Origin of the sequence: Stenotrophomonas pavanii, assembly GCF_900101175.1 — a bacterium.
In the GTDB taxonomy this organism is placed as follows: Bacteria; Pseudomonadota; Gammaproteobacteria; order Xanthomonadales; family Xanthomonadaceae; genus Stenotrophomonas; species Stenotrophomonas pavanii.
Window position 1 is genome coordinate 70,247 of record NZ_FNFQ01000002.1, and the last position, 23,515, is coordinate 93,761.

The 23,515-nt window shown below is 63.1% G+C and carries 18 protein-coding genes and 2 pseudogenes; 11 read left to right on the top strand and 9 right to left on the bottom strand.

The features are described from left to right. From BLS66_RS03755 to BLS66_RS03765, 3 genes are read right to left on the bottom strand one after another with little or no spacing between them, the layout of a single operon-like run. Positions 1-2,400, bottom strand: coding sequence for a PAS domain-containing protein (locus BLS66_RS03755; protein ID WP_074725109.1), 2,400 nt, complete (start codon positions 2,398-2,400; stop codon positions 1-3). Then, positions 2,393-2,860: a response regulator gene (locus BLS66_RS03760; RefSeq protein ID WP_049467664.1), complete on the bottom strand. Its 468-nt coding sequence runs from the start codon at positions 2,858-2,860 to the stop codon at positions 2,393-2,395. Before BLS66_RS03760 ends, BLS66_RS03755 begins: the two co-directional genes overlap by 8 nt. After that, entirely contained in the window at positions 2,857-5,094 is a 2,238-nt protein-coding gene (locus BLS66_RS03765) for an ATP-binding protein (RefSeq protein ID WP_074725110.1), read from the bottom strand. Before BLS66_RS03765 ends, BLS66_RS03760 begins: the two co-directional genes overlap by 4 nt. 263 nt (positions 5,095-5,357) lie before the next feature. On the opposite strand from BLS66_RS03765, the gene BLS66_RS03770 reads away from it, so the two are divergent. Continuing rightward, positions 5,358-5,651: a hypothetical protein gene (locus tag BLS66_RS03770; protein WP_014647137.1), complete on the top strand. Its 294-nt coding sequence runs from the start codon at positions 5,358-5,360 to the stop codon at positions 5,649-5,651. Between the two features lie 16 nt (positions 5,652-5,667). Here the strand turns inward: BLS66_RS03770 and BLS66_RS03775 are convergent, their stop codons facing one another. Further along, complete coding sequence (locus BLS66_RS03775; protein WP_074725111.1) at positions 5,668-6,153, bottom strand: TspO/MBR family protein; 486 nt, start codon at positions 6,151-6,153, stop codon at positions 5,668-5,670. 71 nt (positions 6,154-6,224) lie between these two features. Next, positions 6,225-8,420, bottom strand: coding sequence for a translocation/assembly module TamB domain-containing protein (locus tag BLS66_RS03780; protein ID WP_074725112.1), 2,196 nt, complete (start codon positions 8,418-8,420; stop codon positions 6,225-6,227). A gap of 133 nt (positions 8,421-8,553) precedes the next feature. Between BLS66_RS03780 and BLS66_RS03785 the strand changes: the two genes are divergently transcribed. The 3 genes from BLS66_RS03785 (at position 8,554) to BLS66_RS03795 (ending at position 12,163) form a co-directional block, all read left to right on the top strand. Continuing rightward, positions 8,554-9,033, top strand: coding sequence for a GNAT family N-acetyltransferase (locus BLS66_RS03785; protein ID WP_074725113.1), 480 nt, complete (start codon positions 8,554-8,556; stop codon positions 9,031-9,033). 215 nt (positions 9,034-9,248) lie between these two features. After that, positions 9,249-11,264: an alkyl/aryl-sulfatase gene (locus BLS66_RS03790; protein WP_083348128.1), complete on the top strand. Its 2,016-nt coding sequence runs from the start codon at positions 9,249-9,251 to the stop codon at positions 11,262-11,264. After that, the gene (locus tag BLS66_RS03795; protein ID WP_074725114.1) at positions 11,261-12,163 is read left to right on the top strand and encodes a transporter; all 903 of its coding nucleotides are present in this window, start codon (positions 11,261-11,263) and stop codon (positions 12,161-12,163) included. The genes BLS66_RS03790 and BLS66_RS03795 overlap by 4 nt, the downstream gene beginning before the upstream one ends. A 662-nt stretch (positions 12,164-12,825) precedes the next feature. Here the strand turns inward: BLS66_RS03795 and BLS66_RS03800 are convergent. Further along, entirely contained in the window at positions 12,826-13,287 is a 462-nt protein-coding gene (locus tag BLS66_RS03800) for a hypothetical protein (RefSeq protein WP_229301853.1), read from the bottom strand. Positions 13,288-13,332: 45 nt separating this feature from the next. Here BLS66_RS03800 and BLS66_RS03805 point away from each other — a divergent pair. From BLS66_RS03805 to BLS66_RS03820, 4 genes and pseudogenes are all read left to right on the top strand, one after another. Then, positions 13,333-13,764, top strand: a pseudogene (locus tag BLS66_RS03805) (tyrosine-type recombinase/integrase); the annotation flags it as partial. Between the two features lie 75 nt (positions 13,765-13,839). After that, on the top strand, positions 13,840-15,375 hold the full coding sequence (locus BLS66_RS03810; RefSeq protein WP_244152942.1) for a hypothetical protein: 1,536 nt from the start codon (positions 13,840-13,842) through the stop codon (positions 15,373-15,375). Then, positions 15,376-15,423, top strand: a pseudogene (locus BLS66_RS21035) (SEC-C metal-binding domain-containing protein); the annotation flags it as partial. Between the two features lie 40 nt (positions 15,424-15,463). Continuing rightward, positions 15,464-16,834, top strand: coding sequence for a hypothetical protein (locus BLS66_RS03820; protein WP_074725116.1), 1,371 nt, complete (start codon positions 15,464-15,466; stop codon positions 16,832-16,834). A gap of 241 nt (positions 16,835-17,075) precedes the next feature. Here BLS66_RS03820 and BLS66_RS03825 read toward each other — a convergent pair whose 3' ends face one another. From BLS66_RS03825 to BLS66_RS03835, 3 genes are all read right to left on the bottom strand, one after another. Continuing rightward, complete coding sequence (locus BLS66_RS03825) at positions 17,076-18,509, bottom strand: KAP family P-loop NTPase fold protein (protein WP_074725117.1); 1,434 nt, start codon at positions 18,507-18,509, stop codon at positions 17,076-17,078. 593 nt (positions 18,510-19,102) lie between these two features. Continuing rightward, positions 19,103-20,416, bottom strand: coding sequence for a serine/threonine protein kinase (locus BLS66_RS03830; RefSeq protein WP_074725118.1), 1,314 nt, complete (start codon positions 20,414-20,416; stop codon positions 19,103-19,105). Between the two features lie 142 nt (positions 20,417-20,558). After that, entirely contained in the window at positions 20,559-21,275 is a 717-nt protein-coding gene (locus BLS66_RS03835) for a hypothetical protein (RefSeq protein WP_074725119.1), read from the bottom strand. A gap of 167 nt (positions 21,276-21,442) precedes the next feature. Between BLS66_RS03835 and BLS66_RS03840 the strand changes: the two genes are divergently transcribed. The 3 genes from BLS66_RS03840 to BLS66_RS03850 all read left to right on the top strand — a co-directional run bounded on the left by BLS66_RS03840 (position 21,443) and on the right by BLS66_RS03850 (position 23,483). Further along, positions 21,443-22,198, top strand: coding sequence for a tetratricopeptide repeat protein (locus BLS66_RS03840; RefSeq protein ID WP_074725120.1), 756 nt, complete (start codon positions 21,443-21,445; stop codon positions 22,196-22,198). Positions 22,199-22,655: 457 nt separating this feature from the next. Next, entirely contained in the window at positions 22,656-23,012 is a 357-nt protein-coding gene (locus BLS66_RS03845; protein ID WP_010485758.1) for a hypothetical protein, read from the top strand. After that, complete coding sequence (locus BLS66_RS03850) at positions 23,013-23,483, top strand: hypothetical protein (RefSeq protein ID WP_074725121.1); 471 nt, start codon at positions 23,013-23,015, stop codon at positions 23,481-23,483. Positions 23,484-23,515 lie beyond the last annotated feature (32 nt).

Consider the following 23,515-nt stretch of genomic DNA (forward strand, 5'->3'; position numbering starts at 1 on the left):
TCAGCGCGGCGCAGCCTCCAGCGCGGTGCGCACTGCCAGCGCCAGGTCACTGCGGGTAAACGGCTTCGGCAGCAGGGCGGCTGCACGCCCCTGCGCGCCAACCGCATCATGGTCGCGTGGATAGCCTGACGTGAACAGGACCGCGATTGCCGGCCAGCGCTCACGCACTTCACGCACCAGCTCCCAGCCGGACATGCCCGGCATCACCACGTCCGAGAACAGCAGATCGACCTTGGTGTCCGGCCGTTCCAGCAGCCGCAACGCCGAGGGGCCGTCGTGCGCTTCCAGCACGCGGTACCCCAGCAGGCGCAGCGCATCGACCGTATGCGCACGGACATCGTCGTTGTCCTCGGCCACCAGCACGGTTTCCTCGCGTGGCGAGTAGCCGGCCAGGCCCGTCTGCGGGACGCGAGCCTCGCTAGGCAGCGCCAACGGCGAGCGCGGGAACATCATGGTGATGCTGGTACCGCCGCCTTCCACCGAATCGATCAGCACGTGGCCGCCGGACTGCTTGACGAAGCCGTGCACCATCGACAGGCCGAGCCCGGTGCCGCGGCCGACCTGCTTGGTGGTGAAGAACGGCTCGAACACGCGCGCCAGGGTGGCCGCGTCCATGCCGTGGCCGTTGTCGCGCACCCGCAGCATCACGTACTCGCCGGGGGACGCATCCGGGAACAATGCGGCGTAGTCGTGGTCGAGGTGGCTGTTGTCGACTTCGATCACCAGGCGGCCGCCGTGCGGCATCGCGTCGCGCGCATTGACCGCCAGGTTCAGCACCGAGGCTTCCAGTTGGCTGATGTCGATCTCCACGCACCAGATGTCCTCGGCGGTGCGGATGTCCAGTTGCACCAGTTCGCCCAGTGCCCGCTGCAGCATGTCCTGCATGTCCAGCAGGCACTCGTTGAGGTTGGCTGCCTGGCTGCGCAGCGGCTGGCGCCGGGCAAAGGCGAGCAGGCGCTGGGTGAGGCTGGCGGCACGGCCAACCCCCTTCAGGGCATTGTCCAGGGCGCGGCTGGCCATCGCGCCGGGTTCGCCGGCCCGTTCGCTGAGCAGCATGGCGTGCTCGATGTTGCCGGAGATCACCGTCAGGATGTTGTTGAAATCATGCGCGATGCCGCCGGTGAGCTGGCCGACCGCCTCGATCTTCTGCGACTGGCGAAGCGCATGCTCGGCCTGCCGCCGCGCAGTGGTTTCCACCGCCTCTGATACCACGGCGGTGGCCACGCCGTCGGCGTCCAGCAGCGGGCGCAGCGAGACGTCGAAGCTGCGCCGGCCGGTTGGCAGCTCCAGCTCGAGGGAATGCAGCGAGCTGCGACCCTGCGCCGCCGCGGCGACGGCCTGGTCAACCACCGCGCCGACGCCGTCGGTGTTGGCGAACCACAGGGATTCGCCGAAGCGCTGGCCGACAATGTCCTTCTTGTCCGCCAGCACGGCGGCCAATGAGGCGTCATTGGCATCGACCACGCGCCCGGACAGATCCAGCAGCACCTGATGCTGGAAGCTGGATTCGAAGATCGCCTGCAGCCGCCGCTTGCTGGCCCGCAGTTCGGCGGTGCGCGCCTGCACCTGCTGCTCCAGGGCTTGGTTGTCCTCACGCAGGGCCAGTTCGGCCTGCTTCAACACCGATACGTCGCTGCCCATGCAGATGTAGCCGACCACGCTGCCATCGGCGGCATGCTCCGGCACGCAGTCCATCTGCACGAATCGTGACTCGCCGCTGCGATGCACGAGCTCGACCTGGAAGCTGGTGCGCTCGCCCTGCAGCACGCGTTCCAGGCTGGGGAGGGCCTGTTCGAAGGCGCTGATGCCGCTGACATCGCGGGCAAGGCGGCCCAGCAGTTCGGCCTGGCTCACGCCATGCCAATCCAGGAACGCCTTGTTCGCGAAGCGGTAGCGGTGGTCCTTGTCGAGCCGGGCGATCAGTGCCGGAACGGCGTCGGTCACCTGCTGCAGCTGCGCCTGGCTTTCATTCAGCGCAGCCTGCGCCTGCACCAGCTGGTTGCGCTCGTGGGCTTCCTGCCGCGCGCGACGGATGGCATCCGGCAAGCGCTGCAGGCGCTGCTTCACCACATAGTCGCGTGCACCGCGGGTCAAGGCCTGCACGGCCAGCTCTTCGGTCAGGGTGCCGGAGACGAAGATGAAAGGCGTGTGCGGGATGCGCTCGCGCGCCAGCGCGAGGGCGGCATCGCCATCGAATCCGGGCAGCACGTGGTCGGCCAGGATGATGTCGAAGGGGCGATTGTCGATCGCCTCGATGAACGCATTGCGGGTCCACAGCCGCTCGGCCTCGAAGTCGAGGCCTGCACGCTGCAGCTGTGCGCTGATCAGCTCCGCGTCAAGCGCGCTGTCCTCCAGCATGAGGATGCGCAGGCGCTCGCTGCGGCGCGATCCATCACGCATGGTGCTGCCCCGAACCGTTGGGCCGGTGCGGCGGCGGCTGGTTGGTGATGCCCCAGAACATGCCCAGCCCCTGGATGGCATCGAAGAATTCCTTGAAATCGACCGGCTTGACCACGAATGCATTGACGCCCAGTTCGTAGCTCCGCACCAGGTCCTGCTCCTCGCGCGAGGAGGTCAGCATCACGATCGGGGTGCTGCTCAGCTGCGCGTCGCCACGGACCTGCTCGAGCACCTCCAGGCCGTTGACCTTGGGCAGCTTCAGGTCCAGCAGCACCACGACCGGGCCGCCGTGCATGGCGCCGGCGAACTTGCCTTCGCAGCGCAGGTAGTCCAGCGCCTCGGCGCCATCGCGCACGTGGACGACGTCGTTCAGCAGCTGGCAGCGTGACAACGCGGCCATCGTCAGCTCGGCGTCTTTGGGGCTGTCCTCGACCAGGAGGATCGGCCGCAGGTCCCTCATGGGTGATCTCCTGTGGAACGGGGTAGGGTGAAATGGATCGTGGCGCCCTTGCCGGGCTCGCCCTCGGCCCAGGTGCGGCCGCCGTGGCGGCCGATGATGCGGCGCACATTGGCCAGGCCGATGCCGGTGCCTTCGAATTCCTCGACGTGATGCAGGCGCTGGAATACGCCGAACAGCTTGTCCACGTAGCGCATGTCGAAGCCGCAGCCATTGTCGCGCACGAAGAAGTGGTCTTCGTCGTCGTTGCGCTCGTGGCCGATCTCGATGACCGCCGGCTCGCGCTCGCGGGTGAACTTGATCGCGTTGCCCAGCAGGTTCTGCCAGACCAGGCGCAGCATGGTCGGATCGGCCTCGACTTCCGGCAGCGGCGCCAGCGTCCACTGCACGTCGCGGCCGGCATAGTCCAAGGCGAAGGACCTGCGCACGTCCTCGGCCAGCGCAGCCATGTCCAGCCGCACCCGGCCCACCGTCGAGCGGCCCATCTGCGAGAAGCTCAGCAGGTCATCCACCAACGTGCCGGCCGATTTCGCCGATTCCACGATGGTGTCGAGGAAGCGCCGTTCGGTGTCGTTGAGACGCTCGCCCGCAGAGCTGCCCAGCAGCTCCGAGTAGCCGACGATGTGGCGGAAGGGAGCGCGCAGGTCGTGGCTGACCGAATAGGAGAACGCTTCCAGTTCCTTGTTGCTGCGCACCAGCTGTTCGTTCAGCTCCGCCATTTCCTCGGCCTTGCGCAGCACGATGTCGACAATGGCGGTGCGCATTTCGTGCGCGGCATCGCAGTCGGCATCACTCCACGGCAGGCTGCGCTGCTGCACGGTCTCCTTCCACGCCTCGAACGAGTTGCGCGGCGACAGGGCCACGCCGGGTGCCTCGGTCTTGCGCGGGTCGCCTCCCCAGCGCACGGTGCGCACGACCTCCGGCCGGAACCACATCAGGTAGCTGTGATGGAGCTGCGAGATCGACACCGCCAGCAGGCCGCTGGCCACGTCGGTCAGGCGCGCGGCAGGCGACCAGTCGGCGGCCAGATGATCGGTGCAGTACATCTCCTGCCCGGCGTGCTGGTTGGCCAGCCAGTCGGCCAGGGCCAGCACCTCGCTGGTGGGCGGGCACTGCCCCACGCGCATGCAGTCCCCCTTGTGCACGATGGCCGCGCCGGCCGCGCCGGTCAGGGACAGCAGGCTGGCCTCATCGTGGCGCAGCGCAGCCATGAACTCTTCGTCCCCGGCCATCCGTGCCAGCAGCTTGACCAGCACCGAGCGACGGGCCACGCGTTCCTCGATCGCGCGCGCGCGCTCCTTCAGCGCGATCTGCAGCGACAGGATCTGGCCCATGAACTCACAGGCCGTACGCACGTGGTACGGCAGGCGGCGCGGCTGCACCGTGTGGCAGGACACCAGGCCCCACAGCCGCCCTTCGTGCACCAGCGACACCGACATTGATGCCCCGGTGCCCATGTTGCGCATGTACTGCAGGTGCACCGGCGAGACGCTGCGCAGCACGGCCAGGCTCAGGTCGGTGGGAGGCGCGTCGCGATGCGCTTCCGCGCGCAGCAGCGGCGCAGGGGTGTAATCGTTGTCTGCGATCAGGCGCACCCGGTTGCGGCGGTACAGCTCACGCGCCTGGGCGGGGATGTCCGATTCGGGGAAGCGCAGGTCCAGATAGGAGGGCAGCAGGCCGTTGCCGTCCTCGGCCACCACCGTGCCATTCCAGCCTGCATCGAACTGGTAGACCAGGGTGCGGTCGAAGCCGGTGAGGCGTCGCACGTGCGCGGCGGCCAGCCTGCACAGGTCTTCCACCGTCGCGGCGGCTTCGATGCCGGACATCAGCTCGCGGATCGCCGGGTACAGCTCTTCCAGCGAACCGGGCTGGCCCGGAACCGGCGCTTCCAGTTCAACCAGAAGGTCGGTCGCAGACCGGTGCACGAGCAGCTGGTGGCGGCCATGGCCATCCAGATGCACCGCGCCCACGTGCGCGCTGCTGCCAACCGTGGCCTGCTGCAACACCGCCTGGAACGGCGCCAGCACGCCACCCAGCACCTCGGCGACGTGGTGCATCAACGGCTCGCCGAACTGCTGCAGCAGGCCGGGGTGGCTGATGGCGCGCTCACGCACCTGCAGCGAGTGCGGTTCCACCACCAGAAGCACACCGTACGGCTGGATCGCGCCGGGGGTATGGATCGGTTCGCGCGCGCAACGCGACAGGGCAGCGTCGTGCGTGGGCTCAGCAGAAGGCATCAAGGGCGGGACTCATGATTCGTGAAGGGCAGGAACGACCCAGCGGTGTATCCGGTAACCATGGATGGTGAAGCAAAAGAGCGTATCCGCCTACCTCCCTGTGCATGGGGCGCGTCCTCCCTCTGAAACTGAATTCTTCATACAAGCAGCGATGCACGTGCGGCAGGCGCCTTTGCCGGCTTCGCGGCCAGTGCATCTGCGCTGCACGCCGGCTCGACAGCGGCTGCCCTAGGGTGGCTCGACTTCCGTCGGATACCACGCCCGTGAACCTGCAGACCCTGCCTTCTACGCCGTACCGCATGCTGGCTGACAGCTGCCAGTTCGAACTGCTGGATGTGGATGCACTGCAGGACCCCGCCAGTGGCCGGTTGCTGCACCTGTATTCGCTGGTGGCCCGCTGCCTGTCCTGCGAGACGGTGTTCAAGGCCGAAGAAGGACAAGGCCTGGTCAGCCATTCGTCGGCGCGCGTGGTGCGTTGCCCAACCGGCTGCGGGCAGCAGGCGTTCAAGCCGGCGCTGCTGAGGAACTGGCGCCCCCAGGTCGTGGCCCAGGCGTAAGCGATGCGACGCGCTGTCACAGCAGCCCGGGGTTGGCACGCCAGACTGCGAAGTTGAGCGCCGAGGCGAACGCAATCCAGGCCAGGTAGGGCAGCAGCAGTACCGCTGCCATTGGGCGGGCGCGTACGAACGCGAGCATGGTCGCGCACACCAGCGCCACCAGCACCAGGATGTCGACGAAGGCCAGGGCGCCCAGCTTCCAGCCGAAGAACAGCCAGCTCCACAATGCATTGACGGCCAGCTGCACCAGATAGAGCCACAGCGCAGACCGCGCGCCGCGCCAGCCGCGCTCCCGCCAGACCAGCCACGCCGCAAGCGCCATCATGGCGTACAGCAGGGTCCATACCGGGCCAAACAGACCGGCAGGCGGCGCCCATGCCGGCTGGACGAGGGTGGCATAGAAGCTGGCGGCGGACGTCGAGGCCCACGCGCCCAGTGCGGCGGCGGCGAAGGTGATCGCCCCCCATCCCAGAAGGCCATAGGCCTGTGTGCGCTTGTTCATTGCGTGCAACTCGTCGATTGGGGCGTTGGTGTATACGCACCGGGGCCGCCAATGGATGCAGGCGATTGCCTTCAGTCCGAAGAGCCGACGGCGCCCGTGCCCTGGCCCGCGGGCAGCAGGGAAGGCTGCTGGTCAAACCATTCGCGTGCCTTGGCCAGATGCCATTGGCGCCGGTCGCCATCCAGCTCGATCCCTGCGCCCAGCAGCCCCCAGCGCAGGTAGAGATCGCCGCGCTTGCGCTGGTCCAGCAGATCCAGCCGCGCGCGCACCGAAAGGCGATCGTTCTCGGCCTGCAGCCCGTCAATGACCAGATGGCCCGGACGCCAGCGCAGCGTTGCCTGGGCCTGCACCTGGCCGGAATCCAGCAGGGACAAGGTCCAGCGCGGGTAATCGGTGCGCTCTGCGAACAGCGCCAGCAACGGTCGTGCATCGCTGAGATCCAGGTCCGTGGTCGCATCCACCTGGAACGGCGACTGCGCATCGATGCGCCCACGCTTGAAGTCCACGCGGCCTTTCCATGCCGTCGAGCCCTGCGTGCCCGGCACCTGCACGTTGCGCAGCTCGACCGTGGTGCCGGACAGATCGAAATGACGCTGGCTGAAGTCACCGCGGCGCAGGGTTGCGTTGACGTCGATATCGCCGCCCATGTCCAGCCCCGCAACCCTGGCGCTGGCGTTGCGCCCCAACAGCCGGGCCGTGCCATGGCCGACGCGCCCGTCGGTATCGAGGGTCGCGTCACCGCTGACGGTGCCGGTGCCACGGAGCAGTCGCACCTGGGGCGAGCCCAGGTAGCGGTTGTAGGCGGTCAGATCCGGGATGGTGGCTTCACTGAAGCGTAGCTGCGCGCGGACGCCTTTGCGCAGTTCCTGCAGGCGGCCGTCGCCGGTCAGGTCGAGGGCCAGATCCCGGCCGTCGAACAGGCGCACGTCCTTGGCATCGGTTGGTCGCGCAGTGAAGCGGGGCAAGCGGACGGCCAGCCGCGCCTGGCTGGGCGTGCCGGCCTTCAGTTCGCCGTGCGCACTGGCCGTGCCCGCCAGGCGCACACCCGCCACCTCGGCCACGGCTTCGGCCGCAGGAATGTCCACGGTGCTGCCTTCGGTCAGTTCGCCGTTGCGAAGACGCAGGTCCGCCTTCAGCGTGCCGCCACCGTCCAGTTGCAGCCACGGCTTGCGCACGAACAGGGCAGGGATCCAGTTGAGCGAGGTGAACGCCCATTCGCCGCGCACGGTACCGGAGCTGCGCTCCAGCAGCTGGGCAGGTGCCTGGAACGGGATGTCGCGGCCGTGGATATGCAGGTCGGCATCTACTTCGCTGCCCGAGCCGGGGCGCGGGGGCAGGCGCGCCTGCAGGCGCAGGTCCTTGGCCACATTGAGTTGCAGCGCCAGCAGGCCGCGATCCGGGGCGCCGTCGCCCAGGTAGAGGGGCACCTGCCAGAGTGCATGGTCGCCGGGCTGCAACTGCCCATCGATCAGATGGAGTGCGGCCTGCAGCCTTCCGGGCACTGGTGCGCTGGAGATCCTGGGCGTTGTGGCATGGGTGTCCATGCGCAGGCCCTGGCTGCGGGCATCCACCTCGAGCTGGGCATGCAGCAGCTTCAACTTGGCCAGGCCCGGCGCCTGGTCCCGATAGTGGCGCGGATAGCTGAAGCGCGCGGTGAGATTCATGGCGCCCAACAGCTGCACGCCGTCGAAACTGGTGTCGGTATCGCTGAATGTCACCTCGGATTCGAACAGTTCCGACGGACCGCCGCGCAACTGCTTGAGGAAGCCCACCGTGCCCTGGCCCTGGCCGATGATCAGCAGCTTGCCGAAGCGTGCGCTGCGAATGCTGTCGCTGTGGATGGCATCGAAGCGCAGGGTCCAGCCGCGGTCGCTGCGCGGCGGTGGCGGGATGGCGTCTTCCACGCGGCTGATCTCGGCCGAGACCCCGGTTGCCTGCAGCCGGGGCACCCGCACCTCGCGCCGGAACAGGGGCAGCACTGCCAGACGAGCGCTGGCGCGGTCGGCATGCAGCACGTAGACCGTGCGGTTCACATGGCCGCGCATGTGCACGTTCCAGGCGATCACGTGGCCGGGCAGCACGGTAATGGCCGGGCCGGTGGTCATCACGAACTTGTGCGGCTTGCGGTTGGTGACCTGGTCGAACAGCGGTGTGTTGAGGAAGATGTTGCCGGCCAGCAGGTACAGCAGGTAGATGCCCAGCAGAACGTAGGCAGGGACCCTCCACCGTCGAAGCCGGTGCGGGATGTGCGCGGAAACAGGGGGCATCTACTACTCTGAGGGCCGGAATATCTGCAACTATTGCGGAGCCGATGGCGGTGGCGCGTGAAGCAGCTACGGGGCAGGGGCTGGATTCTGGTAGTGTCCGGCCTGGTCATGGCCACAGATCTGCAGGAGTCGCATGGATATCCGGCCCGCCCGTGCAGGCGATTTCGACGTGATGTGGGGCATGTTCAAGCACGCCATTGCGACGCAGGATGCGCTGCCTTTTGCTGGCACGTTTGAGGTCGAGACCTTTCGCGCGCATTGGTTCCAGGCCCAGACGCCCTATGTGGCCGTGCTGGAGGACCGGGTTGTGGGCATGTACAAGATGGGCCCGAATTTCCCTGACCTTGGGGCGCATGTGGCCAGCGCCACGTATGTGGTCGACGCTGCGGCACGGGGGCGAGGCGTGGGCCGGGCACTGGTGGAGCACAGCCTGGAGCGGGCGAGGGCGGAAGGATTCCTGGCCATGCAGTTCAATTACGTGGTCAGCACCAACGGCCCGGCGGTGGCGCTGTACCGGAAGCTGGGGTTTGCGGTGGTTGGGACGCTGCCAGAGGCCTTCCGGCACCGGAAATCGGGACTGGTGGATGTCTTTGTGATGCACCGGTTCCTGTAATGCGCACAGGACGGCGTCACTGAAGAGTGCGGTCGGCGTGGCCAACGTCGCGCGTTGAGGTTCAATGATCCGTCGCTGACGCCGGCATCACGTCAGGTGCCTCAATAATTTGGCCCTGCGCGACACGCGCTGGCAGCGCCAGCGACTTTCGAAGGGGGTGACTGCCTTCATCGAACGCTCATTATTCGGCCAGCATCAATCGAGGGAACGCAAAGATGAACAACGGTGCGCGCGTGCCTCGTGGACATGTCCTGGGCATCCTGGTGGCTCTCACGCTGCTCGACTCCGGCACTGCACTGGCTTCCAGTACTGCTGCTTCGCAGCGCACCCCGCCAGCGAGTGCGAGCAGGGCTACCGAGGACCTCAACCGTCGCGTTCTCTCCGAGCTCGATTTCAGTGATCGTGCAGACTTCGACTCGGCCAATCGCGGATTGATCGCTCCGTTTGACGGGATCATCCGTGGCGACAAGGGCCAAGTCGTATGGGATATGCACTCCTACGCTTTCCTGCATGAAGAAGCAGCGCCGGCCACAGTGAACCCCAGCCTGTGGCGGCAGGAGCGCCTGAACCGCATTGCGGGACTCTTCAAGGTGACAGATCACGTTTACCAGGTGCGCGGGCTGGACCTGTCGAACATGACGATTATTGAGACGCCCAACGGGCTGGTCATCATCGACCCCCTCGTCTCAACGGAAACGGCCAAGGCTGCGCTGGATCTCTATCGAGCCCATGTAGGGCAGCTGCCCGTAAAGGCGGTGATCTACTCGCACTCCCATGTTGATCACTACGGTGGCGTAAAGGGCATCGTCGACGAGCGTGACGTCCAGCGGGGAAGCGTTCGGATCTATGCGCCGGCAGGCTTCATGGAGCACGCGGTTTCCGAAAACGTCTATGCGGGCAATGCCATGACCCGTCGCGCACAGTACATGTACGGCGCGTTGCTGCCCAAGGGCGTACAAGGCCAGGTGGGTGCGGGGCTGGGCAAAACGACGTCGCGCGGGACTGTAAGTCTGATCGCGCCGACCGATATCATCGGCTCCGGCGGGCAAGCGGTGGAAAGCGTGACCATTGATGGCCTGCAGCTCGAGTTCCAGCTGACGCCAGGTACGGAGGCGCCAGCGGAGATGAATGTCTACGTGCCGCAGTATCGCGCCCTTGGCATCGCAGAAAACGCAACGAGAACGCAGCACAACGTGCTGACCATTCGTGGCGCCCAGGTCCGGGACCCAAAGGTCTGGTCGGAGTATCTGGACCAGACCATCAGCCGCTATGCAGCACGTTCGGACGTGGTATTCGCGCAGCACCATTGGCCCACCTGGGGTGGGGCGGAGATCACCACCTTCCTGTCCGACCAGCGGGACATGTACCGGTACATCCACGACCAGACATTGCGGCTGGCCAACCGTGGCATGACGCCACTGGAGATTGCCGACACCCTGAAAGAACTGCCCGAGCCGCTGCGGAAACGTTGGTACAGCCGCGGATACTACGGCACGCTGTCTCACAATGTGAGAGCGGTCTACCAGCGCTATCTCGGCTACTACGACGGCAACCCCGCCAATCTCAATCCGCTGCCACCTTCGGATGTCGCGCAGCGTTACGTTGATTTCATGGGGGGCGAATCGGCAGTACTGGAGAAGGCACGGCGTTCTTTTGAACAGGGTGACTATCGCTGGGTCGCTGAAGTAGCCAAACACATTGTGTTCGCCAATCCGGATTCGCGCGAAGGACGCGCACTCCTGGCAGATGCGTTGGAGCAGATGGGATACCAGAGCGAGGCGGGCACATGGCGCAACGCCATGTTGATGGGAGCACTTGAGCTGCGCGATGGCGTACCGAAGGGCGGTGCCACCACCGCATCACCTGACGTGCTGAAGGCCATGACCGTCGGCATGCTGTTCGACTATCTCGCGATACGCCTGGACGGACCTGCGGCTGCAAGGGCAGGGAACGCAACCATTGCCTGGATCATTCCAGATTCCAAGGACCGCTACTTGATGACGCTGCGGTCGGGCGCGCTCTCGTATCGGCCGCTCGCTAACCAGGACCAGGCAGACGCGACCGTAGAGCTTCCCCGGAGCACACTCAACCAGCTTGTCATGGGGGCACAGCCGGCGCACGAGCTGCTCGCCGGGCCGGCCGTGAAGCTGCATGGCAAGCGATCCGCAGTCGAGAACCTGTTTGCGAACGTAGAAACGTTCGACGTCATGTTCAACATCGTAACCCCATGAGCACCTGCCTCCGTCCCCTGGCCGCGCTCGCCGTTGCGCTTGCCGCAGTCGGGGCGCAGCCCGACGCGCGCGCCGATGGGGCGCGCGATTGGGAGAACGTTCCCATAGATACCAACCTGCTGTTCGTCTACTACACGTATGCGCGCAACGAAATCGCTTTCGACCCGTCGCTTCCGGTCGATGGCGCCCAGATTGAATCCCAGCTGGGAATCATTCGCTATGCGCGCACCTTCGCTCTGGGCGACCGCATCGCGGGCGTCCAGGTCTTGGCGCCCTATGGGAAGGTAACCGGCAGTATCGGGGGCACACCGCTGCGCACATCCGCCTCCGGCATGGGCGATGCCACGGGAATCTTCCTGGTCAACGTGTTCGGGGCGCCCGCACTCACTCCGCAGGAATTCCGGGCCTGGGACGCCGGCGCCTACCTAACCGCGTCCGTCGCCGTTACCGCGCCCACGGGCAGCTATGACCGGGATTCCATCCTGAATCTGGGGAAAAACCGCTGGTCCTACAAGCCTCAGTTGGCGTATGGGCTGCCTCTGGGTGAGGGGACACTGCTGGCCATCAACGGCAACGTTCAATTCTATGGTGATGCGGAAAAGCCCGGAGAGGCTGCGTTGGAGCAGAGGCCGCTCTACGGGTTGGATCTGCATCTAAGCAGGGATGTGGGCGAACGGGTCTGGCTGTCGGTAGATGCCAATTACGCACACGGCGGCAGGACCGGCTCCGGCGGCGCATGGAAAGACAACGGCCAGCGGACCTTGAAGATGGGCGTGAGTGGCAATTACGCGTTTTCGCCTCGAGTCGGGTTGAGCGTATCGGCCAATCGCACCGTTCTCAGGCGGGATGTCACACCGGCAGCGACGACTGTGTCGGTCAACTGCAGCTTCGTGTTCTGAGGCTGCACCGGACTCGTCCTGCAGATACGGGGCGCAGGGTTGTCTGTATTAACGTGACGCATCACGGGCTTCAGGCGGCGATGGCCCCGAGGGCTCCCGTAATCCTTGGTCCTGAAAGCAAAGGGCCACGCGCTCGCGCGACGGGAGCCCCCGAAGTCTCGATATCAAGCCGCTGCAAGTTGCTATTCCGGACAAGCGCAGCTTTAGCGCGTACCGGCAGGCATGCTGAACGCGTTCTCGGGTGCTCTGCGGCCAGCCCAGCAGAGGCGCAGGAGCGGTAGAGTGAGGGGAACTTCGATCAAGAGCCGTAATCGCCAGAATCGGGGCGATGGCTTGCCGACCGTAACATAATATACATTATGCGAAATGCTGTATCGGGCTGTGGCCGCGTTCGTGTCCTCGGCGTGGCAATGGTGTCAGTACCAGCGCCCTGCGTTACTGGGCCGGCTGGCACGCGGCGCGCTGCGGCATCGAGTTGGAGCCGACCCAACTAAAGTTGTTACGCCGCTCAACGTATTAGTGCTACTTCTCTGAAGTTCGCGCCTCCATCAAGTAAGTAGCGCCATTAGTTGGCGTCCACTAGGCTCGACTGCAGTAGCCGAGGTGATTCGGCTCGCCTTCTGGAGGCGAGCCTTCCAAGTAAAAGTGCTACTTCAGCGCGCTCATTGCTTCGGCCGCTTGCGTTTCGGCCTAACATCAGCAGCGATGCGAACTTCTTTGGATCGCTTGAATGCAACTTCCAGCTGAGCTGGCAAATCTCGAAGCCCTGAAAGTTGTCCCTCGAGCGCGTCACATCTGCCGCGCAGGATATCGGCAGACTGACTGGCCGTGGCGGCCGCTGCTTGGGCGGTCTGGATATCCTGGCGCAGCTGCTTCTCAAGAGCTCTGTGTTGCTCGGATGCCTTGCTTAGCTGCACCTGGAGTTCTTTCACCTCCTGTCGGGCGCGATCAACATCGCTGAGCGCCCGATTCTCGACAGATCTGGTGTACTCGGCCCAGTCTTCTCGCTCAGATTTCGCCGTTTCTAGCGCCTCATGAAGCCTGGCGTCGAGTTGCTGTCTCGATGCTTCATTTCGATCGGCTCTTCGAAGCTCGACATCCCGCTGCTCTACAAGCTCTGACATCTGCAGACGGAGCTGGTCAACCAATCGCTGTAGCTCTGCAGCTTGCGTATCGGCGAAGAGGGCTATATCTACCGTCTGGAGCACAGCAAGACCCAGCAGGCCGGCGTCACCGCAACCTCGACACCGGACAAGCCGGTGCTGGATCGGGCTGCCCTCGCCCTGCAGGATTGGCTGGAGGCGTCTGGGATCACCGAAGGGGCAATCTTCCGGCGGCTGTGGAAACAGCGGGTCGGCCCTGCCCTGTCCCCGGCCGCCGTGGGTGAGATCGTGCAGCGGCGGGCGCGCCTCGCGGGATTGGAGGGGGATTTTGGCGGGCACAGTTTGCGGTCGGGGTTCGTGACCGAGGCCAGCCGCCAAGGCGTGGCGCTACCGGCGTTCATGCAACTGACCGAGCATCGCTCGGTGTCGAGTGTCGTGGGGTACTTCCAGACCGGCGGAGCTACAGCAAATCCAGCAGCTCGACTGTTGGAGGATTGATTGCCTTGAGCGTACTATGGATTTGGGGCGCTATCACCGAAAGCGGCCGGCAAGGCGCTGAACGAGCACCCCTGGATGGCGCAAGCGATCGGTTGCTTCCAGGCCGGCGAGATCACCCAAAACCCCGCGGCCCGCATGTGCTCGACGGCGATGCGGAAGCCGCCCGCTAGACTGCATCGTTCCCGTTCAGGAGTGTTACGCATGGAGGCCGGCCATAAGTCTGCGGGGGTTACTGAAACCGAGCGCATGCTCGCGGACTTCTGCGAGCGCTCCTTCCTGAAGTTGTGGACCTACCCGAACCCGTATAAGGACGACGGCAAGGAGCTCTGCGACGTCCTGGCGGCTTTTGGTGACCACATCTTCGTCTTCTTCGATCGCGAGAAGGCCTATGGGGAGAACCCGGACACCGATCCCCTGATTGCCTGGGACCGCTGGAAGCGACGCGCGATCGATCGCCAGATCATTACCGCCCACGGCGCCGAGCGCTATCTGCGCAGTGGCCGCCCCATCTACCTCGATGCCAAGCTGACCGTGCCGTTCCCGTTGTCTGTCGACCCGGCGGCCACCGTCCACAAGATCGTGGTGGCACACGGTGCCAAGAACGCGTGCGCGCGTAGCTCTGAGCAGAACATCTACGGCAGCTTGGCCATCACCTACTGCGATCCGGACAAGGGCCACGCACCGCGCCCTTTCCACGTCGACCTGGACCGGCAGGATCCGGTGCACCTGTTCGACAGCCACAACCTCCCAATCATCCTGGGCGAGCTCGATACGATCAGCGACTTCTCACGCTACCTCGATGAGAAAGTTCGAGCCATCCGACGTTTCGACGTTCTGGCGTACTGCGGCGAAGAAGATCTGCTCGGGCACTACCTATTCAACTTCGACCAGGCGACGAATGTGCATAGGATCGGCTCCGACGAGCCGGTCACCGGGGTGATGATCGGCGAAGGCGAATGGCACGGCTTCGTGAACTCCGCCCTGTATCAGAACACCAAGCGCGAAGACGAGGTCTCCTACTTCTGGGACGAGCTGATCCAGCGCACCTGCCAGAATCTGCTGGACGGCACCTTGGGCGGCAACGCCGACCTGCTCCGCGGCCAGAGCGCCATCGCCGAGATGGTGAAGGAACCGCGGTTCGTGCGACGCGCCCTGTCGAGCAAGATTCGCGAGAACGTCATCAACTTTCCCAACACTGGCGGGTTGACGCGTCACGTGTCCTTGATGCCTTCGTTCTATCCGGAGGTCGGCTACGTCTTCTTCCAGTTGCGCGCGCCCGAGGCGATCCGCGCGCAGCCCGACTATCTCGACAAGCGTCGCACTTTGCTCGAGATCGCGTGCGGCGCGGCGCGCAACAAGTTCCCGCACCTGCACAAGGTGATCGGCATCGGCATGGACGCGCCGAAGTTCGCCGGGAACACCAACTCCGAGGACTTCATCCTCATGCCCGGCGAGCCGTGGCCGGACGACGTCCGCGATCACTACCAGGCGCTGAATGAGGATTGGTGCTTCTTCGACACACCGCAGCTTCAAAAGTACGAACAGACAGTCACCCAGTTTGTCCCACCGAAGGCTGCTCTCGTCGGTGAAAAGCTTGGGCGCAATGAATAGTGCCCCTGTGGATCAGGCAAGAAGCACAAGAAGTGCCACGGCGCGTGACCCATGCGCCGGCAGGGATACCGCCTGATATCCTAGTCACATGCATCCAATTTCCCTGCCCCGGTTCAATGCGTTGGCGGCGTGGTGCCGCTTCGGCCCTTCCATGTGGATTCTGGACGAGGTCGCCTGGTTTGAATCGGCCGACGGGCAGCTACTTGGGGTGATCGTGCGTGACCGCACCGACGGCGACTTCCTCGGCATCTACTTGGCCCAGGATCGCGTCGGGCGGTTCCGCCAGATCACCCAGACCGACGCCTTTTTCGATACCGCCGAGGCTGCCGCAGCCGCGCTCGTGGGCGGAGCCCCGGCGTTGTTGACCCGCCTCGAGGCCGAACGTGGCCAAGGCGACGAAGGGCCCGCGTCGGTAGATTTCTTCCGGCTCGAGGTGGAGCGTGAACGCCTGCATCCGAGCTTCGCCATACTCTTGGATAAAGAAGGATTCAGTCCGGCACGCGCTATCGTCGAGGCGATGATGCGCTGGTACGAGGACGTCGACGGCAACTTCATCGAGCAGTTTCAGACCCGTGCCTTCGACGCGCGACTGCTCGAGCTCTATACGTACGCAATGCTCGTCGAGAATGGCTTTGAGCTCACACGCGAGCATGAAGCGCCCGACTTCCTCGCCCGGGATATCCTCGGCACGATCGCGGTAGAAGTCACTACCGTCAATCCGACCCAGGACAGTCAGGGCAATCTGCAGGCACCACCGGAGATCTCGACAGAGGACGAGCGGCTTGCCTACCTCAAGCACTACATCCCAATCAAGTTCGCCGGTGCGCTGAAGAAGAAGCTCCGCAAGGCGTACTGGAACCTGCCGCATGTCACCGGCAAGCCATTGGTATTCGTCATTCAGGACTTCCATGCGCCGGCGGCGATGACATTCGCGCGCGGCGGGTTGATCAACTACCTATACGCATACGAGCACAATGCATACCACGACGTGGACGGAAGGCTCGTCGTGGTGGCGACCAAGGTGGAAGAGCATCGTTGGAGCGACAGGAGGGCGGCGTCAGGGTTTTTCGATCTGCCCGGGGCCGAGCATGTTAGCGCCGTGATCTTCAACAGCGGCGCGACGCTGCCGAAGTTCAACCGGATAGGCTACGTAGCCGGTTTCGGTTCCCGGCGGGTCCGGATGATTCGCCACGGCACCGTCTGGAACCCCGCCCCAGACGCGGCCGAACCGATCCCCTTCGCAGTGCGCGTCGACGATTCGGACTATGCCGAATCGTGGACCGAAGGCCTGGACGTTTTTCACAACCCACGCGCGGCAATTCCGCTCAACCCTGAGCATTTTCCGGCGGCCGTGCACCATTACCTGCAGGCGGACGGCACCATCAATTCCGTTCAGTCGGCCGACCTCGTGCAGCCGTTGGCCTCCTGGACGCAGATTTTCATTTCTGAAGATATCTAGGCCCTGGACTGCAAGTGAGAATCCAGGCATCCTCCGGATGAATTTTCCTTCGCTATCTACATCGCGAGATCCGCTTTCATCCAAGAACGGAAGCTCTCAGTGACTTGCGGCTGACCGAAAAGCCCCCTCCCCTACCGCTGCGGGATGCAGCGTGATTCATCAGTCGCAAGCAACACGTCCTCAGTTCTTCATCAGCCCACGCGTCTGAGCGACTGCTGCCCTTTGACTAAACAGATTAAAGCTATGCCCTAGCGAGCCTTGAGAAGGAAGAGGTCACATCGGAAAGACCGATATTGCTGAGTTTTCTTAAGCGCGCATGGATTGGAAGCAGTTCAGGCTCATCAACACTTCCGTACTCTCTAGCATTGTTGACTATGACTGATGATTTCTGCTGACTAGGACGATCCCATGACGCGAGGGCAGTAACCCAATCCCTTAGAGGCTTTAGGCCACTGCTCTCCGGACGCTCGAAATCCATCTGACCGAGGAACGACTGCGATGTGGGATTCTTGATGATCTCGCGATACTTCTTTTCACGCCCAAAACGCATACATGCCAAGAAGACCGAGAGCTGTGGGAATGCAACCTCTTCTGGCTCGCGAGTGCGGAGGTATACGTCTATGAGAGTGAAGGCTTGCGCCTGGTCCCTTAGCTTCAGATCGAGCCAATCGGCTACTTTAGGGAAGAGGTCAAGTGCTTCAGAGTAGTCGTAGCGCCGATCAAATGACTGTATACCATGAACATACGAAGCGATCTGCTCTCGCGAACCGAAGCCCTGATCAAACAGCATGTTACCTTCAGGCACGATTCGGTCCCAGCCAAAGGACTGAAATAGCACGCCTGTGAACTGTAAGGCATTGGGTTCGGGCAGCACGTACTCATAGTCGAAGAATTTCCGAAGGTACTCCTCACTGTTTAGTCCGGAGCCGTACTGGGAGTTGACTGCAGCAGGCAGATTCTTTCCATCGGATGCTATGAGGAAGACAATGCCGTTGACGTCAAAAAAGTGCTTGACGCGCTCCAGCATGCGCACAGCGTAGTCGGGCCTGCACCTATCGAGTTCGTCGATGATAATTACCAGTGGCTTGACGATCGGGCTAACGACGCCTGGGCGCGCTCGCCCCGTTAAATAGTCCCGCGCATGCTCGATGCCAATGCGGAGATCCTTGCTAGCCTTAACCCTTCGCGATACCACCTCTTTTGCAGCAACCAATGCGCCCTTCAATGCGGCACCCGTCGCCGCGAGTAGCGGCGTGGCGACCGCAGTGGCAGCAACTCCAATCTCCGAGAGCGGGAGAGCTATCGCCAGCGAAGCCTCCAAGAGTTCATCAGGGGACCTTGTTAAGCCTCCGCCGTGAGCGGCCGCCTCATCTGCCTGTCTTTGATTGATGGCTTCGACGAGGGCGACAAGTGGATCCGCCAGATAGTCAGTTCTCCACGCATCCACCCGGACGGCGGGCACTTTTTCCTGTTCCAGCTCGAGCTGAAGCTGGTGCATAAACACCGTCTTTCCGCTTCCCCAAGGTCCGTAAATGCCTATGACATAGGGCTTGGTTGTGGCTCTAATGAGGCGTGTAAGTGTTACAGCGCATTCACGACGGCCAAGTGGGTCATCACCCCAGATGTCCTCGTTGGTCGGTGTGTGCTGCTGGAGTTTCGAAAGAAACATCACCATCGGCCTTGCTTGGGTTGCCTCATTCTGGTGCCAACGCTCGTCCGCAGCAAGAGTTTCAACGACCACGAGCAAGGTTCGCCGCGTCTCAGAATGCTTCCCAGGACAGGATTCGGACAATGTTCCACCCCTGAGCGAAATTTAGCCCAGGGACATCGAGCTGCTCGCAGACAAGCGAGCGCTCTATGGCATGGTCGGGCTGCTTCGCCATACTGAAATTGGGCTAGATCGACGCAGCTGACATGATGGTTCAGCTGTGCGGTCACGCGACCCGCCTGGTCATAGCCTGATTGCAGTCCACAGCAATCGGCCAGCTTACTTTCCAGGTTATACAACGGGCGGCGGAAGCAGCTCCCGAAGAAGCGTTAAGGTCTGTCGAACAATGGTTGGATGGGCTAAAGGCCGAAACATGCGTTTCCCTAAACGACAGCGGACCTTTCTCGACTCCGCACGCTCGTGAGACAGTCCTGCCGGCCAAAAGCCGCCCCTACCCCCGATAAATCTTCCTAATCCGGTCGATCTGACTTCCGAGCAGCTTACAGCTCTGCTCGGACGTCTAACAAGTTTTGCTGCAGAGATGCTCATTCCTCGTGTCTCTAATATTTGAGGACATCTCCGATCAAGCCCTTCCGATGCATGGCGGAGGCGAGCACAGCAGCGAACAAGGCCTTTGCCTCCCGTTGAACTTCCTCAATGAGGCGCCGCTGGTCGGCGGAGGGCCCCCTATAGTACGTGCGTGTACTGCCTCGCAGTCCAGAGATACACTCTACGGTGTCTCCGCAGGCGCGCACGACATGGGAGCCCTCAGCGCCGAACCCATGCGTTTTGTGGCGAAATCGCATGCTTGTCACCCAGGAACTATCCTGACGCCGTGGGCTACCAGCCATCATTGCAACCTCGAAACTACGCTGATCGCATAACAATCGAATGTCCCTTTCGAACACAGCCGCAGCGTCATGCAGCGCAGTCAACTGAAGGTGGCGGTTTTCCTCCTCGTGCCCATTCATCATTTCGTCGAACTGCTTGAAAACAATCTCATACTCACTTTTCGGGCAATCATTCGCGATGACTTCCTCAATCCTGGCAATCAGCTCAGCGGCAGAGGAGAAGCGCTGATTAGGATAGGTCTTGAATCCAACATCAAAGATGCTGAGGATCCTTCCAAACCTGGGATCTTCGATAGTGGCTTTCGTAAAGCGATCACGCATGTAGTCATGCGGAGGTAAACCACCTCCGCCATAACCAAGTTTGTAAGGCTTCTTGTGCGTAAGCAGGTAGAAGAGGATGCCTACTACAAACGTCACGTCGGATCGTCGATCAGCTCGTTCGTGGCCGCCAGCCATCTCAGGAAGACGGAGAAAGCGATTTCCAAGCTCCTGATTGATATCAGTCTCCTCGTCGCCATCGGGTCGCTCATCCTCAGGAAGCCATGCAATACCAAAATCAACCAGATGCACCACGCCTTCGCGGTCAACAACGATATTGTCCGGCTTAATGTCCCGATGCAGGACGTCGATTGCATGGCAGCGGCTTACGATGAGTGCAAGATCGCGCGTTATGCGAAGCGCTTCGTCAATAGCTAGTGGCTTCTTGATGTGTCGCTGAAGCGCTTCACCGTCTATCCATTCCATTACAATGAAAAGATCTTCGTCGTCCGCAGCGTGCTCAGTGTTCGAATCGAGCACGCGAGGTATACCTGCGCCTTGGGCTCTGCGAAGTCCGATGACTTCCTTCTTCATGCGCTGACGCCGCTCGGAGCTTTGGGGGGCATCCGATCGTAGCTCTTTCAGCGCACCGAACTCAGTCCCGTGCAGACGGTGAACGCGTCTAACCACTCCTTGTCCGCCACGTTGCACTTCAGCTCCGTTGTCTTCGTTCCAGTTTTTCATCCACGGAGCTTGGTGAGACATTGATACATCCATTCTGGGGTCGCAGGATTGTCCCATCAAAGCCTGAGTTGTTGTAGGTCGCCAATATTGAAAGGGCGCTACTACCCCGACTGCCGATCAGGGTCGGAGGCCGCTCTCACCCGGCACCCCCGATAAACATCCCTTATCGCGATTGGACTGACTTGGCAGGCAGAACGAATTTTTGCGCAATCTCCAGCCTACTCACGTTGTCCACTGGCACAAGAACTGCAGCTTTCTGTACCGGGTCCCAAAGCACATAGCTATCACCCAAACGCCCCACTAGGCCCAGGCTGCCTTGCACCTTCTCATCAATAGTCACATTGACCGTGTAATTGCTGCTGCCAGAAGTAATCGCCTTGGCGCGTTCGAAGCCAAGCCAGTTTGACGAGATCGGGACATAGACAATCATCACGAGCGCATACACCAGCCAGGGCGACTCCTTCACGGCGGCCGGCAACACTGGAGACAGGCGTACTGCCATTGCACATATGCCCGTCAGCGCCACACCTATCAAAACGGGCCAGGCATTGGACCACCAAAGCAAGGCACCCATTCCAACAAGACAAAGAGCCAGGATCAGCCACATCAGCAGATTGGCTTGGGACGGCGTCGTTGTCACCTTCCCCTCGACCCACCCTCCAAGCAGCAGCGCAATCAGTATGAAGAACAACACCATGCCGATCCCCGCAAGCCCTGCCAGCGCAAGCTCACTCACGGCAACAAACTGAAAGGGATCCAGGCCGAAGTGCCCCCAATACGCCTTCAGATAGAAGGCCCCTTGAATCAATCCAAAGGTGACGAGCGCCGAACCCCATCCAGCAACATCGGCCATCGTCAGTGTCTTTTTCGTACGCTCCATGTATCCGTCTTCCATCAATGCAGCCCCACCACATAGTGGCATGCAGCGCTCCGCCCTGCAGAATTCACCCCATTAACGTGACGCGTCACGCCCGATCACCTCACCCCATTGGCGCTCCACCCCTCCCCCACTATAGTGCCAACCCTCACAAGGACGAGGCGGTACACATGCCCTATATTGGAATCGGACTCCACGTACTGGCGGCCATCTACTTCGCGGTGCACGCCATCCGCTCGGGCCAGAGCCTCTACTGGCTCATCCTGCTCTTCTCGTTCCCGCTGCTCGGCAGCGTCGTCTACTTCCTGGCGATCTACTTTCCGGAAGTCCGCCACTCGCGTGGCGCCCGGCAGGTCGTCCGTTCGGCCAAGCAGCTTATGGACCCGGGCCAGGACCTGCGCAACGGCCGCGCCGAACTGGCGCGCACGCCCACCGTGCAGAACCGGGTTCGCTTGGGCATGACACTGCTGGATGCTGGCCAGGCGGAGGAAGCCAGAACCCTGCTCGAGCAGGCGGCCAGCTCGCCGCTGGGCGACGATCCTTACATCCTGACCGGCCTTGCCCGTGCCCGCCTCGAGTCCGGGCACGCTGCGCTTGCGGTGGAGACGCTGGACGGCCTGTTCGTCCGCCACCTGGATGTGCGCCGCAAGCCGGAACAAACCCTGCTTTACGCGCAGGCACTGGCGGCTGCCCAAGCGCCCGGCACCCGTGCCGCGTTCGAGCGCGCTGTTGAATGCGGAAACGATGCGGCCGCTCGCTGCCTCTACGCCGAATGGCTGATGGCGCAGCCGCAACCCGACGATCGCGAGCAAGCCCGCAGCCTGTTCGCCAGCATCATCGACGATGCCCAGCACTGGTCGCGCCACGCGCGCAGCCACAATGCCGTCTGGTTGGAGCGGACCAAGGCCGCGTTGAAGGGCTACTGACGCCTGGCAGCCGTTGGCAATCCTGTCGCATCTGCCTCGCTCACAGCCTCGCCGGGTAGATGCCGACACTCGCTAGGCTTGCACCACCGACATCGCCGATAGCGTTGCAGCGCAAGGCTCCAGCTTGGTTGCGTCGTATGCAACGATTCTGAAAATGTTGAAAGTAGTGACGTCATCAGCCCTACTGCATTGGCATCACGCATAGGTCCGCGTATTCCTTGCCCTGCCACCGTGCATCGGTGGTCGGGATTCGAAACCCCGGTTGTGTGGATGTTGCTCGCACTTGCCAGCCGGCACTGCTTCGCGCGGTGCCGGCTGGCAATCCGTCAGTCGGCTATGGCGGGCGGTGCGTGGAGGCCTTGCGCCTGCCCGGTCATCCACACACGGGGTTTCGAACCACGCATCGTCCGCCACCTTTATCGGTGGCGGCTTCTGCATGCACGCAAGGAGCCCAGCCATGACCCAGCCCCACTCCCCTGCCCCGCACCCTATCCACGACGCACCCGCCAACGGCCCGGCGCTGGACCCGAACACCCTCATCGCCCTGCTGCACAGCATCGGCTCGGGCGCTGCCTCCGATGGCCAGCCCTGGCCGGAACGCCATCAGATGCCCGGCCGGCGCATCGCCCTGGCGGATACCGACTGCTCGCTGGCGGGCCTTCGGGTGGTGCTGGAGATCCTGCTGGCCGCGCAGCGCGCCCGCGAGAACGGTGAACTGGAGCAGTACGTTGGCCCGCGCGTCATGGAGGGCCTGATCATGGCCGGAATCGGCCTTACCGCACACGCCAGTACCCGACTGCATCCGGAGGGCTGAGTGGCGTGGTGCCGCTGGGCGGCCAACGCGCTCTGTCTTGTGGTGGTGGTTGCGGCACAGGCGCAGTGGCCGGCAACGCCGGCGCCCTCGCCTGTCGCGTTCCAAAGCATCAACGACGATCGATTCTTACAACTGCGCCGCCAGGCGATGCAGTTCGTGGACTCTCGGCCACGACAGGGCTTCCAGTTCGTCGAGCGGCACCGAGATGCCGAGTTCCAGGTTCTTTGCCGAGGCATACCCGTGCTGTGGCTGGAGAGGCGCTCGCACCATCTGCTGTTGCAGGTCTCACTGGACGCGGAGCAGCGGGCGCCCGCCGTTGTGCAGCTTGGTACGCTGCTTCAATGGCAGCTGGAGCCGGTGGGCTATCTGGAGCAGGTACTGGCTGACGTGCCGGAACCTGTTCTGTTGGATCGGGTTCTGCAGATGTTCGGGGGCGAGGTGCCTGAGGGCGCGCGATGTGGCCCACACTAGTCACCTGCGCGACAGGCATTGGCCCAGTGATC

What these genes read in the sequence shown, in the direction of transcription:
- BLS66_RS03775 (WP_074725111.1), bottom strand. Translation starts at nt 6,153, where the DNA reads ATGAACAAGCGCACACAGGCCTATGGCCTTCTGGGATGGGGGGCGATC.
- BLS66_RS03795 (WP_074725114.1), top strand. Translation starts at nt 11,261, where the DNA reads ATGAGCACCTGCCTCCGTCCCCTGGCCGCGCTCGCCGTTGCGCTTGCC.
- BLS66_RS03820 (WP_074725116.1), top strand. Translation starts at nt 15,464, where the DNA reads ATGCATCCAATTTCCCTGCCCCGGTTCAATGCGTTGGCGGCGTGGTGC.
- BLS66_RS03785 (WP_074725113.1), top strand. Translation starts at nt 8,554, where the DNA reads ATGGATATCCGGCCCGCCCGTGCAGGCGATTTCGACGTGATGTGGGGC.
- BLS66_RS03810 (WP_244152942.1), top strand. Translation starts at nt 13,840, where the DNA reads ATGGCGCAAGCGATCGGTTGCTTCCAGGCCGGCGAGATCACCCAAAAC.
- BLS66_RS03765 (WP_074725110.1), bottom strand. Translation starts at nt 5,094, where the DNA reads ATGCCTTCTGCTGAGCCCACGCACGACGCTGCCCTGTCGCGTTGCGCG.
- BLS66_RS03755 (WP_074725109.1), bottom strand. Translation starts at nt 2,400, where the DNA reads ATGCGTGATGGATCGCGCCGCAGCGAGCGCCTGCGCATCCTCATGCTG.
- BLS66_RS03825 (WP_074725117.1), bottom strand. Translation starts at nt 18,509, where the DNA reads ATGGTGATGTTTCTTTCGAAACTCCAGCAGCACACACCGACCAACGAG.
- BLS66_RS03780 (WP_074725112.1), bottom strand. Translation starts at nt 8,420, where the DNA reads ATGCCCCCTGTTTCCGCGCACATCCCGCACCGGCTTCGACGGTGGAGG.
- BLS66_RS03760 (WP_049467664.1), bottom strand. Translation starts at nt 2,860, where the DNA reads ATGAGGGACCTGCGGCCGATCCTCCTGGTCGAGGACAGCCCCAAAGAC.
- BLS66_RS03840 (WP_074725120.1), top strand. Translation starts at nt 21,443, where the DNA reads ATGCCCTATATTGGAATCGGACTCCACGTACTGGCGGCCATCTACTTC.
- BLS66_RS03835 (WP_074725119.1), bottom strand. Translation starts at nt 21,275, where the DNA reads ATGGAGCGTACGAAAAAGACACTGACGATGGCCGATGTTGCTGGATGG.
- BLS66_RS03800 (WP_229301853.1), bottom strand. Translation starts at nt 13,287, where the DNA reads ATGTCAGAGCTTGTAGAGCAGCGGGATGTCGAGCTTCGAAGAGCCGAT.
- BLS66_RS03845 (WP_010485758.1), top strand. Translation starts at nt 22,656, where the DNA reads ATGACCCAGCCCCACTCCCCTGCCCCGCACCCTATCCACGACGCACCC.
- BLS66_RS03790 (WP_083348128.1), top strand. Translation starts at nt 9,249, where the DNA reads ATGAACAACGGTGCGCGCGTGCCTCGTGGACATGTCCTGGGCATCCTG.
- BLS66_RS03830 (WP_074725118.1), bottom strand. Translation starts at nt 20,416, where the DNA reads ATGTCTCACCAAGCTCCGTGGATGAAAAACTGGAACGAAGACAACGGA.